At 48.9% G+C, this 15,437-nt stretch carries 20 protein-coding genes; 12 read left to right on the forward strand and 8 right to left on the reverse strand.

The genetic code is table 11. From position 1 onward, the window contains the following. Together P8O70_02525 and P8O70_02530 are read left to right on the forward strand one after the other, a co-directional pair. The coding region (locus tag P8O70_02525; protein MDG2195759.1) for a molybdenum cofactor guanylyltransferase at window positions 1-969 on the forward strand (969 nt) is incomplete at its 5' end. A 19-nt stretch (window positions 970-988) separates the two neighbouring features. Then, entirely contained in the window at window positions 989-2,041 is a 1,053-nt protein-coding gene (locus P8O70_02530) for an inorganic phosphate transporter (GenBank protein MDG2195760.1), read from the forward strand. Between the two features lie 71 nt (window positions 2,042-2,112). Here P8O70_02530 and P8O70_02535 read toward each other — a convergent pair whose 3' ends face one another. The 7 genes from P8O70_02535 to phnD form a co-directional block, all read right to left on the reverse strand. Further along, the gene (locus P8O70_02535; protein MDG2195761.1) at window positions 2,113-2,886 is read right to left on the reverse strand and encodes an MFS transporter; all 774 of its coding nucleotides are present in this window, start codon (window positions 2,884-2,886) and stop codon (window positions 2,113-2,115) included. Window positions 2,887-2,922: 36 nt separating this feature from the next. Further along, the gene (locus tag P8O70_02540; GenBank protein MDG2195762.1) at window positions 2,923-3,321 is read right to left on the reverse strand and encodes a hypothetical protein; all 399 of its coding nucleotides are present in this window, start codon (window positions 3,319-3,321) and stop codon (window positions 2,923-2,925) included. A 226-nt stretch (window positions 3,322-3,547) separates the two neighbouring features. Then, entirely contained in the window at window positions 3,548-4,201 is a 654-nt protein-coding gene (locus P8O70_02545; GenBank protein ID MDG2195763.1) for a DUF47 family protein, read from the reverse strand. Between the two features lie 2 nt (window positions 4,202-4,203). Next, entirely contained in the window at window positions 4,204-5,019 is an 816-nt protein-coding gene (gene phnE, locus P8O70_02550; GenBank protein ID MDG2195764.1) for a phosphonate ABC transporter, permease protein PhnE, read from the reverse strand. Continuing rightward, entirely contained in the window at window positions 5,019-5,813 is a 795-nt protein-coding gene (gene phnE / locus P8O70_02555; protein MDG2195765.1) for a phosphonate ABC transporter, permease protein PhnE, read from the reverse strand. Before phnE (P8O70_02555) ends, phnE (P8O70_02550) begins: the two co-directional genes overlap by 1 nt. Then, window positions 5,813-6,622 carry a phosphonate ABC transporter ATP-binding protein gene (phnC, locus tag P8O70_02560; protein MDG2195766.1) on the reverse strand — a complete coding sequence of 270 codons (810 nt, stop codon included), beginning with the start codon at window positions 6,620-6,622 and terminating at the stop codon, window positions 5,813-5,815. The genes phnE (P8O70_02555) and phnC overlap by 1 nt, the downstream gene beginning before the upstream one ends. A 47-nt stretch (window positions 6,623-6,669) precedes the next feature. Then, window positions 6,670-7,665: a phosphate/phosphite/phosphonate ABC transporter substrate-binding protein gene (phnD, locus tag P8O70_02565; protein MDG2195767.1), complete on the reverse strand. Its 996-nt coding sequence runs from the start codon at window positions 7,663-7,665 to the stop codon at window positions 6,670-6,672. Between the two features lie 155 nt (window positions 7,666-7,820). Here phnD and P8O70_02570 point away from each other — a divergent pair, with 155 nt between their 5' ends. From P8O70_02570 to P8O70_02595, 6 genes are all read left to right on the forward strand, one after another. Next, entirely contained in the window at window positions 7,821-8,648 is an 828-nt protein-coding gene (locus tag P8O70_02570; GenBank protein MDG2195768.1) for an alpha/beta fold hydrolase, read from the forward strand. Between the two features lie 389 nt (window positions 8,649-9,037). After that, a complete protein-coding gene (locus P8O70_02575; GenBank protein ID MDG2195769.1) occupies window positions 9,038-9,163 on the forward strand; it encodes a hypothetical protein in 126 nt (41 codons plus the stop codon). Window positions 9,164-9,216: 53 nt separating this feature from the next. Next, the gene (locus tag P8O70_02580) at window positions 9,217-9,528 is read left to right on the forward strand and encodes a hypothetical protein (GenBank protein ID MDG2195770.1); all 312 of its coding nucleotides are present in this window, start codon (window positions 9,217-9,219) and stop codon (window positions 9,526-9,528) included. Between the two features lie 196 nt (window positions 9,529-9,724). After that, the gene (locus P8O70_02585; GenBank protein MDG2195771.1) at window positions 9,725-10,000 is read left to right on the forward strand and encodes a hypothetical protein; all 276 of its coding nucleotides are present in this window, start codon (window positions 9,725-9,727) and stop codon (window positions 9,998-10,000) included. A gap of 112 nt (window positions 10,001-10,112) precedes the next feature. After that, window positions 10,113-10,283, forward strand: coding sequence for a hypothetical protein (locus tag P8O70_02590; protein ID MDG2195772.1), 171 nt, complete (start codon window positions 10,113-10,115; stop codon window positions 10,281-10,283). Between the two features lie 7 nt (window positions 10,284-10,290). Then, window positions 10,291-11,064, forward strand: a complete 774-nt coding sequence (locus P8O70_02595) for a phytanoyl-CoA dioxygenase family protein (GenBank protein MDG2195773.1) — start codon at window positions 10,291-10,293, stop codon at window positions 11,062-11,064. Between the two features lie 162 nt (window positions 11,065-11,226). Here P8O70_02595 and P8O70_02600 read toward each other — a convergent pair whose 3' ends face one another. Then, entirely contained in the window at window positions 11,227-12,420 is a 1,194-nt protein-coding gene (locus P8O70_02600) for a hypothetical protein (protein ID MDG2195774.1), read from the reverse strand. 132 nt (window positions 12,421-12,552) lie between these two features. Here P8O70_02600 and P8O70_02605 point away from each other — a divergent pair, with 132 nt between their 5' ends. From P8O70_02605 to P8O70_02620, 4 genes are all read left to right on the forward strand, one after another. Continuing rightward, window positions 12,553-13,113 (forward strand): hypothetical protein, encoded by a 561-nt coding sequence (locus P8O70_02605; GenBank protein ID MDG2195775.1) that lies wholly within the window; start codon window positions 12,553-12,555, stop codon window positions 13,111-13,113. A gap of 169 nt (window positions 13,114-13,282) precedes the next feature. Then, a complete protein-coding gene (locus tag P8O70_02610; GenBank protein MDG2195776.1) occupies window positions 13,283-14,596 on the forward strand; it encodes a hypothetical protein in 1,314 nt (437 codons plus the stop codon). 42 nt (window positions 14,597-14,638) lie between these two features. Beyond that, entirely contained in the window at window positions 14,639-15,220 is a 582-nt protein-coding gene (locus tag P8O70_02615; protein ID MDG2195777.1) for a thioredoxin family protein, read from the forward strand. Between the two features lie 33 nt (window positions 15,221-15,253). After that, window positions 15,254-15,437: SDR family NAD(P)-dependent oxidoreductase (locus tag P8O70_02620; GenBank protein MDG2195778.1), on the forward strand; the 184-nt coding region annotated here is incomplete at its 3' end.

Genomic DNA, 15,437 nt, shown 5'->3' on the forward strand with positions numbered 1-15,437 from the left:
GCTGGTGTGGGCTTTGTTAATCCCGCTCAGGCTCTTCTGCACTTACCCAGAAGAGACTTCTTTCAGAGAACTGTAGATTCAGAAGTCCAACTCCGACGCCAAGTTCCCTTCGATATTTTGCTACGTGAGGGAGGTAAGCAATCAAGTGACTGGAAGGTGGTTTGTCTTCACCCCAGCCAAGGAATTCCTGTGCTGGACAACTCAAGAGTTCTTGCACTTTGGACTGGAGTTCCCGGTTCAAAAAAACCAGCACTGGCAGATCAGCTCACAATCCCATGCTTTGGCCCGGGAGAAGAGATCAAACTACTGGACCATTGCCTCGAAAAACTCCGAACAATGCGAAGGCAGCAAACACTTAAAGCCGCTGTCCTCGTCGGGGGGAAATCTTCTCGAATGGGCCATCCCAAAGCTTGGATGCAAATCAGCGGTCGTCCGATGGGATTAAAATTAGCTCATCTGCTAGAAGAATTATTGGGAGTGGGTAGGGTCGTCTTTGGAGGTTCTTTGCCTCCTGTTCCAGAGGATTGGTCCATCTCCAATCATCAAGAACTTGAGCGTTATGCTGTGATCCCAGATCGTGTGCAAGGCTTTGGTCCGTGGGGTGGATTGCTTGGGCTTTGGGAATCAGAACCAAATACAACTTGGCTGGTAGTTGGGTGTGATTACCCAAGGTTGCATCTTGAAGCACTGGAGTGGTTGTTGTCCCGTAGAGATCCCCTACGACTAGCCACTCTGGCTCACCATCAAATCGGTCCTCTGGAAACCATGATTGGGATTTACGAACCAGGTTTTCGCTATCTGCTGGAAGCTGCATGGCTAGATGGAGGGAAGCAGATCAATCGGAGAATGCAGCAATGGCCCCTGCAGATCGTGAATGTACCAGAGCACCTGAAGGCATGTTGGCAAGGCATCAATACCCTAGCCGACCTAGAACAGTTGCTTCAGCAGACAGCTGTCCAACAACAGTAGCTATGAGTCTACGCAAAGAATGACAATAGAAACTCTCTTCCTACTGAGCAGCGGACTATTTCTTGGCTGGTCACTTGGCGCCAATGACGCAGGCAACGTCTTTGGAACCGCAGTCGGCAGTCGAATGATCCGTTTTTCGACAGCTGTGGTGGTTTGTAGTATTTTTATAGTGCTTGGCGCCGTCTGGAGTGGGGAAGGTGTTTCGAGAGGGTTGGTTGAATTGGGCTCAGTGAATGTGCTTGGTGGGGCTTTCATGGTAGCTCTGGCCGCAGCGATTGCTGTTTTTTTGATGCTGCGAACTGGGATTCAGGTTTCGACCACACAGGCCTTGATCGGTTCTTTGCTGGGTTGGAATGCCTTTGCAGGGGTTGCAACCGATATCACTGTTTTTTTACAGGTTGTCTCCACCTGGGTACTTGGGCCTCTGCTGGCTGCAGGGATGGCGATGGCAATGATGTGGACAGCAAAGTTGATCTTGCGAAATAGTCGAATTGGGTTGATTCGTCTGGATGGCTATATGCGGCTGGCCTTGCTCGGTTCTGGAGCGCTGGGTGCGTATAGCCTAGGCGCTAACAACATTGCAAATGTCGTTGCGGTCTTTCTGCCATCGCAGCCTTTCCCTGCTCTTAGCTGGCAGGGCTTTGAAAGCTCACCAACCCAGCTATTGCTGCTGGTTGGTGGGATAGCGATGGCCTCTGGAGTGTTGACCTACTCCCGAAGGACCATTGAATTGGTTGGGTCTGGCCTGGCAAATCTGTCGCCCTTGGCGGCTTGGGTGTGTGTCAGTGCTCATTCCCTGGTCCTGCTGCTTTTTGCTTCAGCCAGTTTGAAAGCTTGGTTGGATTCAATGGGTCTGCCCTCACTACCCTTGGTGCCGATTTCCAGCTCTCAGGCAATCTTGGGGGCCATCCTTGGAGTGGGCTTGTTGCGTGGTGGGCGGGAAGTCAATTGGGGAACAGTTGGGAGAGTGGCTTTAGGTTGGTTAATTACACCACTGGTCGCAAGTCTGCTTTGCTTTTTGGGACTCTTTATCCTCCAAAATGTCTTCTTACTTCAGGTAGTGGGTGGCTGAAATTTGGGCTCTGTCACAACTAGGAACTTTTTAGAGAGCCTCCCTTCCTGATTCGCCTCTTTCGATCTATTTCAGCAGTTATCTTTTCCTGCTAGTCGTCGTGCCACCAGCATTAAGCATATCCCGCCCAAAGCAATGATTGCAGCTACCTCCATCAATGATGCGTAGTACTCACCCTGATGCAGAGCAAACACCACTGAAGCTCCCAGCATTGACAAGACTCGACTCACATCTACCAGGGAGGTTGACAATCCTAAACGCCCCTTGATTGCCTCCTGCAGGTAACTAATGTTGATGCTCAAGAGCGCAGCAATTGCTAGGGCCACAATCCCCTGCAAAAAGAGAACTTGCAGCACAGTCTCGGCAATCGACATCAGTCCAAGATACAACGAAAAAATGGCAGAACTGGTGGCCAAAATGGTTTCCTTGCTCAGCCGCAAGGCTAGGTAGCCCCAAGCAATCATACAGGGCACTTCCACCGCAGCAGCCACTGATGCGTTGATACCGACTTGCTCCAGCGTCCCTCCCAGGTCCTGCATTATTACAAGGGGGAGGGCCGTGATGTTCAGCTGTAAAGCTATGGACCCCAGAATGATTCCTGAAATACCAATCTTGTAGGGATTGCTGATGTAGGCTTTGGGCAGAGTGCTAGTGGCGGCAGCTTCTACCTTCTTGCTTGCTTGTCCAATTCTGGCAGACTGGGTCCAGAGGAGTCCAAAGAGCAAAGTGAACGCGATGTGTGTTCCCGAGGCAAAGGCGAAAACGGAGAAACTGGAAGTCTGCACAGCCAGCCAACCGGCAACTGGAGGAAAGACGACCCAGGCAACCGTAAAGATCGTCCTCAGAAATGAAAGGATCAGTTCTGCTCGGTCTGGTATCTCCTAGTCCAGATAGGCTCTGGAGTAGGCAAAAGTCTGGGAGAAGAGCGCATTGCTAAAGGTTAGCAGCAGACAGTAGGCCGCAATGAAGGCAAATAGACTTTGCCAGGCCCAGACCAACCAAAAACCAACTGCACCCACAATGGCACAGAGGATAACAAGCCAACGACGATCGTTGATCTTATCAGAGAGCCATCCCAGCGCCACTCCCGCTGCTGCTCCAGCGAAGGCGTTGATCGCCATGACCGCAGCGTAGGTCATATTGGAAAGCTCCAAGGCCTCCAACCCAATAATCGCTCGAAAAGGAAATGTGGATGCGTTGCTGGCTCCAGCAAAGAAGATGTTCAGGCTCAGGATTCCCAGTACGGGAGAAATCCAGAATCCAGCTAATTTTGTTTGCATCCATTCACTGCGGAAAGTTGTACAGAGAACAAATCTCTGATTCAGCGGTCAGAGGGCAGCATTTCAGCCAATAACAAAACTTGGGACCATTCGTAGAGTTTTGTTCTTACATCAGAAACAAGGTGGGGTAGGGTTGACTAGGTTGGAAAAAACCGAGCTGGTCAGCAAAAATACGAACCAATGATTGCACCAGTCTGCGGTAGTCCGTCTGTTTTTCAGTGACAGGCTAGGCCATTCTTTTGGTGGCAATCAGCAGTACTTCATCTGCTACATCCTCTGCTAGATCAGAGATCCCTCCCAATCGTTGAAGCATGGCTTTGTACTGGAACTGGCGTGCCAGTTCCAGGGAATCATCTCGAAACACTCGAACCAATAACTGCTGTTCCACTCGATCAACCTCACTTTCCTGACGGGCAACTTCTTCGGCATGGCGAGGAACAGAGCGCAGATCGGAGAAGAGCGAGTCAACGGTGGCACTCAGTGCTCGTAGACAACTATGGGTCTTATGAAACATCAATACTAGGGAGGCTCGGAAATCATTGGGGAGTGGAGGGAGTTCCAGCAGCAACTCCTTGAGAGAATGGCGACATTGACCAGGAATGCGATCGAGCTTGGTGAGGAGGCGCAACACATCATCTCTGGAATCAGGCATGAGCGCTTCTCGCAGCAGCAATTGCTGAATTTGACGCTGCAAGTCGTCTAACTCGGACTCCAGGCGATCCACCTCTTGGGCTCGCTGCTCACACTCTGCGAGGTTGCCGTCCAGGTAGGCAGTCAGGGCCTCTCGATGATGAAGAGCCAGATCTTCTAAGTTCCTCAATAGAAATCTGATCAGGTCCTCAACCTGCTGCTGCTTGCGAAATAGGGAGAGTGTCAACATGCTTAGATGATCGCATGGCGGGCTTTGGCAGAGAACCACTCACTGAATAGCACGGTCAGGAAGATCATCAGTAGAATTAAGGTCACTTGAGGCCAGGCTAGAATGTTCAGAGATGCCTGAAGTTGCAGTCCGATTCCTCCAGCTCCGACCAATCCTAAGACCGTGGATTCACGAATGTTGATGTCCCAGCGGAACACAGACACACCAACAAAGGTAGGAAGAATTTGTGGAACGATGCCATAGGCAATCACCTGGGAACGACTGGCTCCTGTTGCCTTGATCGCTTCTACCTGGTTTTCATCAATCTCTTCAATAGCCTCATAGAGTAGTTTGGCAACAAAGCCAATGGATCGCAGGGCAATCGCAATGATCCCAGCCAGCACCCCAGGACCGAGGATGGAGACCAGCAGCAAAGACCAGATCAACGAGTTGATGGAGCGGGATGAGACAATGATCAATAGAGCAAAGGGTCGCAGCAGCACCGGGCTGGGCGAAGTGTTACGTGCTGCCAGGAAGGCTACAGGCACAGCTAGAACCAGGGCCAGCAGAGTACCGAGAGTAGCGATGTTCAGAGTATCCCACAGAGGAACCCAGAGCTTGTCGATGTACTCCCATCTTGGTGGGACCATCCTGGAACCGATGTCCGCAGCAATGGCTGGGGCATCCAGCACAAAGAACCATTCAGTCTTCTCTGAAACCAGTTGCCAACACCAGACAAACAGCGCTGTCCCAAAAAACCAAAGCGCCCAGTGGGTCAACTGTGTCTTGCGATCGCGATGCTTCCAGATCTTTTCTTGGGAGTTCATTTCAACGGGCATCACTGAACTCGCTTGCGAATCGCACTAGATGAATACTCGGCAAACATCACGATCCCAATGATCAGGATCAGGATGGCTGCGGCGGTATCAAATTCATAGCGGTCAAAGGCAGTATTCAGGGTGGCACCGATTCCTCCGGCTCCAACCAGTCCAACGACAGCTGATTCTCGAAAGTTGATGTCGAGTCGATAAAGAGAGAGTCCAATCAGACGAGGCATCACCTGCGGTTGAATGCCATAGTTCAACCACTGCCACCAACGAGATCCAGTGGAACGCACTGCCTCAGCTTGACTAGGATCAATGTTCTCAATCGCTTCAGCAAGCAGCTTGGCCAGGAATCCGATGGTTGCAAAAGAGATCGTCAGTACACCGGCGAAGGGGCCAAATCCAAAGATTGCCACAAAGAGGATGGCAATGATTACTTCCTGAAAGGTTCGAGAAATTGTAATGATTGATCGGCAGAACAGATAGATTGGAAGAGGAGCAAGATTGCGGGAAGCTCCAAGGGCAATCGGAATCGAAACAATAATGCCAATCACTGTGGAAACCACTGTCATCACCAGACTTTCTGCTAGCCCCTCTGAGATGTCGGTCCAACGCCCAGTGAAGTTCGGCTGTGCAAAGGCAGCAACAAATTTTAGTCCACGATCCAATCCTTCATAGACCCTCATCCAGTTGACTTCTACGGAACCGAGCGCTAGCAACATATAGAGCATGGTTCCAATGGTGATGCTCCAACGGAGTTTCGGATTCTCAATAAAGGGCTTGGGGCGCCAGGTGCGGGGAGCACTCATCAGAGGTTCTCCTCAAGATCAGCAACATCTTGATCAGACTCACTGCTCTGTCGTTTACGGACCGCAGTCCAGTCTTCCTCTCCATAAATCTGGGTCAGAACTTCTGGCGTTAGACCTTCTGGATCCCCATCATAAACAATTGAACCAGCTTGTAGCCCGACAATGCGCTGAGCAAACATCTGGGCCAGGGCGACATCATGAATATTGATGATCGCTGCCAGCTTGCGTTCAGTACAAAGCTCGGTGATTAGTCGCATGATCTGGCGGGAAGTTTTTGGGTCCAAGCTGGCGGTCGGTTCATCGACCAACAGCAACTCTGGGTTCTGAATCAGTGCCCGGGCAATACCAACCCGTTGGCGTTGTCCTCCAGAGAGTTCATCTGCCCGTTTATCAGCCATTGGTTCCAAGCCGACGCGGTCCAGCAGGGAAAAAGCCGTGTCAATATCTGACTGCGGAAAACGACGGAAGTAGCTGGCCCAAAACCCAACGTAACCCAATCGACCAGAGAGCACATTTTCCATCACGCTCAATCGCTCTACAAGTGCATATTCCTGGAAGATCATCCCAATTTTACGCCGGGCTTTGCGGAGCCCCCCTCCCCGTAAACGGGTAAGGCTCTCTCCATGTAGTAACACGTCTCCCGAAGTAGGCTCAACGAGGCGGTTGATGCAGCGGATCAGGGTGGACTTGCCAGCTCCAGACGGGCCAATCAAGGCGAGAACTTGTCCAGCTGGGACACTTAGGTCTACTTCCTTGAGAGCATGGTCGCCAGTGCGATAGCGTTTGCCCAGTTTCTTCAATTCAAGCATGAAAAATCTGCGAAGGGTCCGCCCCTAGAGGAGCGGACAAGGAAAAGTTACTTGCAGGAGTAGGAGACGTTATTGGCCTTGTCAATCGTGCGGATCACAGCCCAATGCTCCTGATAGGTGATTGGCAAAAACTGCCCTTCGTTGGACTTCTCGAACTCTACTTTCAGACTGGTTGGTGTGCCGTCTGGCTTATCCCACTCAAAGCTGGAGAAGGCTTCCTGAACTTTTTTTGCCACGTCAGGATGCAGGTTGTGAACATATCCAAATCCAGTCGTAGGGAAAGTCTGAGACTTATATATCGTGATCACATCCTCAGCCTTAATCACATTTCGTGAGATCATTCTTGATTTCACCGAGTTGGCGATAGAAGCTGCATCATAGTCCTTGTTGGCTACTCCAAGAATCGAGTTGTCGTGCTTTCCAGAGAAGGAAGGCTCAAAGTCTCGCTCGGGAAGCATATCAAACTCGGCTTTCAAGATCGCAGAAGGTGCCTTGAATCCGGAGTTGGAGGTTGGAGAGGTGAACGCCAGATTTCGTCCCTTGATGTCTTCCACCTTGTTGATACCACTACCTGGGTAAGTGATGATCTCCATTTCGTAGCCGAAGTTGCCATCAAGACTGGCCATGATCGTGAAGGGTACAAATCCGGCACAGTTGACAGCCAGTGGGTTTGAACCGGTATTGAAGCCTGCCACATGTATGCGGCCCGATCGCATCGCTTCGATTTGAGCTGCATTGGATTGAATGATAAAGTATCGAACTTTTTTGCCCGTTACGTTTTCCATGTGTGTAATAAAATCCACCCAAGCAGTCTTGTAGACTGCTGGATCTTCAACAGGCGTGTAAACAAAATTCAACGTGTCTGGGTTGACCCATTCACTTGGATCGGTGGGCGCATCCGCTACCAGGTCGCCGTCACGGTCACAGAATCGGCTATCCAGAGTTCCTCGTGGGCAATCCTGAGCTATTAGGGTTCCAGCAGTCAGTAGCGAGACACCCAAAACACCGGCGAAATGCAGCAAGCTTGTCAATCTCTTGAACATGTTTCCTCCACGGAAGTTCTTTAGGTTTTCCTACGGCAACAACAACGGGTGAACATTCCGCTGCTTTGCCGAAGACAACAAGATTCAGGAAAATGTGATGTTTTGATTCACGTTTCAAGCTATTCCTCCAAATCCACTCCTCTTGGTGTCGCTCAATGAAAGAAATTCGCTGGGTCAAACCTCTGTTTCGTTGGCTGTTTCTCCTGCTTGGAGCCTTGCTGATGCTAGCATTTTTTCAGCACAAGCTAATCTATCATCCCCGGTCCTATCCCGCAGGCTATCAACCCTGGAGGACGTCTTCTTTGGAACTTCTCCACTACCAAACAACAGAAGGTTCACAGACGGCGTACTACCTTCCCCCTGAGTATGATTCCATTCAACGAGTCTGGGTCCTGTTTGGTGGTAACGCTGGCTTGGCGTTGGATTGGTTGGGGCTGCTTACCCAGGTGAATCCAACTGGGGTGGGCTTTCTTCTGATTGATTATCCGGGTTATGGAGCGTGTGAGGGAAGCGCCTCCCCAGAGACGATTCGTATTTCTACAAGGGAAGCTGTCCAGGCGTGGAAGAGAGAGTTTGGGCGTGAATCACAGCCTAGCTGGGCCACCTTGGGACATTCGCTGGGAGCCGCAGCAGCTTTGCAGTTTGCAGAAGATCATCCGGTGGATCGAATCGTTCTCCTTGCGCCGTTCACAAGCTTGGCGGATATGGTGCGACATCTCTTTGGTGGCTGGCTGGTGCCGCTCTTGCGACATCCCTTTGAAAATCGGAAACCACTGCAGATGGTGTTGGAACGCAACCCAGTTTCAGCGATTCTGATTGCTCATGGAGATCGTGACGAGGTAGTCCCAGTTCAGATGGGACGAGAACTTGCCGCCCTGAACTCAAAGCAGATCGAATACCTTGAAGTTCCCGACACGGGGCACAATGACATCCTGAGTAAGCTCTGGCCGAGTCTTCAACAAGAATTTGCCGCTTCTTTGTGATTGCTCGTTCTATTGCAGACTCTGTCGAAGATAGAAGATAACCACTAGTCTGGATGTTGTGATGCTTTCGAGTTTGTTCTTTTTCCTGAGGGAGAAAGATCAGCTCTCATTCGTTTGAAACCCTCGCTCATTCGCCAAGCACTTTTGAACCAACACAATCTGAAAACCCTCACCCAGTTGGGAGAGAGTGAACCACGCAACAGGTGGGTGAGAGATTGTTTTGATTAGATTCGTAGTAGCACGGTTGGGGAAATTGATAAATAATAGCTAAGTCACAACCAAAACCTTCAAGATTCACAATACAACGATTAGAATCTATGCCCACTGTTTTGCTGGTTCGAGGCTGGTGATTTTTTTTCTACTCCAATGAAGGGCAGGAGCCTCCTCATATCCACGTCAAACGGGGCTCAGCTCAGGCCAAATTTTGGTTGAATATCGATAGCCTGGGAGTGGAGCAAGCCTATGTACGTCACATGACACAACAAGAACAACGTCAGGTTCAGCAAATCATCTAAGCCCACTTTGAAGACTTGCTCGACGCCTGGCAGGAATTTGAGCGGAGAAAGTGATGAGTTCATGCCCTGTCTACCTCTTAAAAAATGTTGCTGTGGATCAAGCGGGAATTACGTTTGAGCTTGCTGGACAAAAGATCTTTGTGGCTTGGCTAGCAACCGGCTCGGAACGATTGACGGAAGCAGCGCCAACGGCTCGGAGCTTGTTAGAAATTGATCCCGATGGCATCGGTTGGTACTGGCCTGCTCTGGATGAAGACTTATCTACCTCAGGGCTACTGAGAGCAGCCCAAAGAGCTGATCTGGTTCAGCAGCCTCAAAGTATCTACCGTCCAGAAAGTGTGTCTGAAACGGTTGGACAGGATTGATTGCTAAGTTTTCTCAGTCCCCTCATCCGACCGTTCGGCTACCTTCTTCCTGAGGGAGAAGAATTGCTTTGCGTTAATCTGAAAAACCTTGGCCCCAGTAAGAATCAGTCCGTATTTTTAATCGCTGACTCTAGGCTGTAATAGCAACAATAGTGAGCCCAATTCGATTTGGTTTGAATTCCACACCTCTTGAGTGATGAACCAATCGATCACTCGCTTAGGAGGAAGTCCATTGAAACGCAGCATGTTCCTATTCTACATGGTTCTGGGACTCGTGGCCTGCAGTGCTCCAGAACCTAAAGTCCACAACTTCACCAATGAATGTGAGATGGAGTGGCAGTATGAATATCGGCTTTATTTTGATGACCTGGCCCGTCTGGATCACACCTGTTGTCAGTGTGTGACACTAGGCAGTGCACTGTTCTGGGACAACAAGACTGGAGTTGGTTCTGGACGGACAAAATTTGGTTGAAAGATTTTTTACAGAAAACCGGAACGAAAGGAGATCTGGAACAACCAGTGCAGATCACCCTGTGGGAACAATGGATTTGTTCCCACATCATTTGCTGTTGAAAGGAAACGACATGGAAGTCACAGAAAGCCGTATTCTGGAATTGGAAAACTTACTGGATTTCCAAAATGCAAAAATTGGAAAGCTGGAATATCGAATTGAGCGGCTGGAACGACTCGTGGCAGTGCTGATGGAAACGAACAAAATCACTGGTGGTGAAACCAAATCAGCCACATTGAACTGAGAGAAACTTGGAATCACTGGAGCAAGCGCTACTGGAGATGGAAGTCTACGGGTTCACGCTGTTGGAGGAGGTGTTGAATCCTGAAGAGGTATCCCACCTGAAAGAGTGTCTGATTCGCTGCTATGAGCGCACAGGCCACGAACAGAACTTCATGGGGACAGCCGGACACGTAAGCAACTTGCCTGCACAGGACCCTGCCTTCTTTTTTCTACTGGATCACCCCAAAACGCTACCGATTCTTGAGGCCATCCTTGGAAAGAACCTAATCCTGGGAAGCTTGAACGCCCGAATCGCTCGTCCTGCTGATGGTGAACAGGGCTTCCACACCGATATTGGCGCAGAGTTGCTGAATCCCGTATCGCCAGTGATGTGCAACACCGTCTGGATGTTGGATGACTTTTCTCCGAGGAATGGTTCAACACGGATTGTTCTAGGCAGTCACAAGAGTGGGATGGCCAGCCCACCCGATGGGTTTGCAGTTCAGCATGTTTTTCAAGTGACTGCAAAAGCGGGCAGTGTGTTGGTTTTTAATGGTCAGTGCTGGCATGCCGGAGGAAATAATCAGACGGAGGTTAACCGACATGCCCTGTTTGGACACTACCGAAAATCTAGCCTGATCTTCCAGGTTGATCCTCACGATGGATTTCCCGCCGAGTGGTACGATTTGCTCTCTCCAAGACAACGAGAGTTGCTGCGCATGCAGCATGGCTTGGGAGTACCCCACGCTGCTGACTACCATATGCGCCAATCCTCTGGTCGGGGTAAATTGAAGCCGAGTTGAGTGCGAAGCAACTTCGTTTCGAATCTCGTCAGTAACCCAGATAAAATTGCCAATGGCAATGAGTCAGGTTTTCCTAAATCAAATATGCACAAATCACTCATCAACTCCCACTTGCTTTCGCTTCAACGTCTCCAAACAAACTCCAACTAATTGAGAAGGCCATCAATACACTGAGGAGAGTTGAACAAAAGCAAATTGACCATCATCAACAGCCATCAAAGCCCCTCCATCTTTTGTGAGCACGATATCCTCACCGGCCCAATCTCCACCTTCTGGATTCGGGTATGTTGCCTTCCACAGAAGATTCCCGTCTGATTTAAACCGGATTAGAAAGGCATGCCATTGATCTGAGCAATCCAGGTCCATACATTCAGAATAACTTTCATACTCATCTCCGGTACCAGCTACAACAATAGCGCCTCCATCAGGTGTGGCTTTTATTCCCCAAGCTTCATCGTGAATGTATCTTGGATCAAAACCTCTAGGATTACCTACCTTGTTCTCCCAAATCACATTTCCTAGCTGATCCAATTTCAGGGTATAAGTATCCCAATTCGCTGTGCCAGATGTGGTATGACCTGACAGGAACATACTACCATCAGAACCTACATCCATTGCAAACAGGTGATCTGTGCCAGACCCACCGTAATTCTTGGACCATATCACCTCGCCGGTTCCAGTCATCTTGAGCAATGAGTAGTCTAGAGCATCTTGGGTTAACCCTCCAATGATCAACTCGTCTTCGAAGACATATATTCGATAAGCATGGGATGTGTAGGAATTTAAACTTGAATCCGACAGATGATTACCCAGCATATCGAATTTCATCAGATGGCCCTCTCCTTCTGCGTAGAAGGTGGTATCTGAGTCTTGCGCGTTAATATAGCCGACAGCTACCAGACTTGATCCCAATTGAATCATACTCTCTATCGCGTCCACACCCCCAAAATCATATGATTTACTGAAGACAACCTCACCCGTTGTCTTATTCAATTTGATCAGTGCGCTGTCCTGGTTCATGGCACCAAAAACAACGTACCCGTCATCTACTTCGATTGCACCATTGCCAAGATTATGGCCAGCAGAAGGATATTCTTTTTTCCACTGGATTGCTCCATCCTGACTGACTTTGACGACAAAAATTCGTGCATTTGTTGGTAAACTTCCGGTCTCACCAATTTGGAGGAACCCACCATCCGAACAGGACAGTAGGAAATGTCCATGGGACTCTTCACCACTCCCAGTTGCAGTGGTTATCCAAAGAATTTCAGGTTTTGTGGAGCTTTCCGTATTGGTGCTTAACTCTGCTTTCTCAGCAGGACTCGTTTTTTCAGGTAAGCAACCAAACAAGCTCATGACCCAAAAGGGGATGCTTAACCCGAATAGTCTCCTAAATCGATAGAGTTGCTGCATTTGCTAGATATATGTAGTTTTTTGTTTGGCAAAGAGAATGACTCACAGAAATATCTTTACCTCAGAATCTTTTAAATGATGAAGAGCTCAAGGCTTATCATTTTAGTAGCTTATTCCACACTGATTAATCTACTCATTGGCTGCAGTTTGCATCACCAAGCGCCAGAAGAGCTAAATACAATCACTGGTGCCTTTGGTTTTCACTTTGGAGAAAAAATCCAAAGTTATCAAATCAAGTCAGAGGATAATGAAGTAATGGTTGTTAAACCAACGGTTATTCCCCGACCCAATCCTTTGATTGAAAGATATGCCCTTATACTAGATAGAAAAAACAAGAGGATCTTGGAGATTAATGGTCTAAATCATTCCCTTTCTCAGCACCAGTGTCTCAAAGCGAAACAGAAGTTAGTGGATAACTTAAAAGAAACGTATGAGTTTGAAATAACAGAGTCCCTGGAAAATCTGGAATCAAGACCAAAAAGAAGTTTGTATTTTGGAGAAAGTGTCGACAAATCCAGAGCAGTGGTTGGATGCATGATGAATGCAGGTTTCTTATATTCGAATTCGGATACACTGCTGATGATTCGCTACCTCAGTCCTGCGGCAAATAGGGCTTCAGAAGCGTTATCTCGATAGCTTGAAAAGACCAGGATTTAAAAAAAATTAAGCTAAATGACTTGGTCTCTGATTCCAAAGAGTGTATCAGCAAATTCTCCTAGGAAATTCTCGGCTGAGAATTCGAATTTACAACATGAAACTGTTTCCCTAGAATCTTATTTATTAGTTTCTAACCCAAAGAGATGATATGCGCCTCAAGCTTTTCTCCGCCATTTTACTAATGTTGTGGTATACAGGATCAATGCTAGCAGCGGATCTGTTTCAGTTAACCGTTAACGGTGAAACCCGTAGCTACAGCTCAGTGGATGAGTTGCCAGACTTCAACACGATGAAGCAACAATTTAGCGTCACTGATTGGGATAATGATCGAATAGACTTCTCATTAAACTACCGTGGCATTGATTTAAAAGCTGCTTACCCGTCAGGAAGTAACAAAGTTACGTTCAACATCCCTTCTTTGAATAAAACTTGGTCTTATGAGGGGACGTCACGACAGGGTAGTTGGACCCAGTTGACTGATGCCCTTGTGGAAGAATCTGATTTAGTGAACGAACTGCTGGGCTTGATGGTGCTCTACACACCCAACGATCCAGTAGCAGGGAATCCCAGCAGTTTGATGGATAACCTAGTACGCCTGGATTTTTCAGCGGTGCTGGTGGATCTGCCTCTCGGTAATGCCTTGCAAGGTGGAGCTGCGGGAGTCGAAGCGGTGCCAATGGCAGATGCTGAAGGAATGGCCGTTGATGAATCTGATTCTTCTGTATCTTCAGCTTCCCCAGAAGTGGCTGGCAGTGAAGAGAACGAAGAGAGCAGCACTGAAACAAGCGAACGTGAGAACAAAATTGGTATTGGTCTGGGATTCAGTTCCTATGATCAGGGGGACTCAAAGGTCAACACAACAACCATTCCCCTTTCTTACAGTTGGAATTTTGAAGGAGAGAGCAAGCCCAGCCTGACCCTGCGGCTACCTATTTCACAGTTGGATGTTGATGGAAATACAGGTATTGCCTTTGGCCTGGGTTTGAACTACCGCCAAAACCTGAGCCCCAATTGGCAAATCTCCCCCAATCTCAATTACGGTGTCACTGCCTCAGAAAGTCTGGGTTCTGGGGGAGCTCTAGTGAGTTACTCCATCTTGAGCATCTACGACTGGGTTGCTTCCTGGGGTGCAATCCGAATCGGAAACCAGGCAGGGCAGTACCGTTCGATGCCACTTTCGGTTGGAGGAACTACCTTTGATGCTGGAATTGAGAGCACGGTTCTGCGGAATGGGCTGATCTTCCAGTTTCCTACCGGCTTCATTAGAGACGGAGCCACATTTGATCCGTACTTACTGGATACTCGCTATTACGGGACAGAGCTCTACATCATGCAATACTATGAAGTGGGCTTTACGCTCAGTGGTTGGGTCTTCCTGTCTTCTTCGTTGACCTTTAATTACTTGGTTGCAGAGGAAGATAAGGCAAAAGGAACCAGCTTCCTGTTTCGGGCTCAGTTCTAAGAGATTTTACAGTTAACAAAATCTAATTTTTTACGAGAGACGATGTCTTTTACGCTGGAACTGGGAGCAAAAGCTCCCGACTTTTCTGTTGTAGGAACAGACGGCCAGACTTATGGCCTAGCCAACTTTGCGGAAGCCTCCACATTGGTGGTGTTCTTCACCTGTAACCACTGCCCATTCGTCGTTGGATCTGATGAAATTACACGGGCCACTGCTGAAGAATTTCAGGACAAGGGAGTGGTTTTTATTGGAATCAATTCCAACAGTCAAAAGACCAATCCCACTGATGATTTCGACCAGATGGTCTTGCGGATGAAGGAGCACAACTTCCCGTGGGTCTATGCAAGAGATGCTTCCCAGGAAGTTGCCTTGGCCTATGGAGCGCTACGGACACCTCATTTCTACGTTTTCGATCAAGAGCGGAAACTGTTCTATTGTGGCCGGGGGGTGGACCAGCCACGAGATACCTCCAAGGTGCAGGTCAATGACCTGAAAAAGGCACTTGCAGAAGTTACAGCCGGACAATCGGTAAGCGTCCCCTTGACCAATCCGATCGGTTGTAACGTCAAGTGGTTGGATCAAGATGCTCACTGGATGCCAGCAGACGCCTGTGATTTGGTGTGAGCCAGATTCGGCTGATCTACCAGGGAGTGACACATGACAACCAAGCCAAACGATCGCCTTTCTCTAACCGAAAAAACGGTATTGATCACTGGGGGAGCCAGTGGCATTGGCCTGGAGACCGCCAAGGTGTTTGCCCGAGCAGGAGCACAGGTAGTGATTGGGGATCGAAACGAAGCCGCTTTGCAGAAAGCTCAGGCTCAGCTTAATGATCAGGGAA

The sequence above is a fragment of the SAR324 cluster bacterium genome, assembly GCA_029245725.1.
GTDB lineage: Bacteria > SAR324 > SAR324 > SAR324 > NAC60-12 > JCVI-SCAAA005.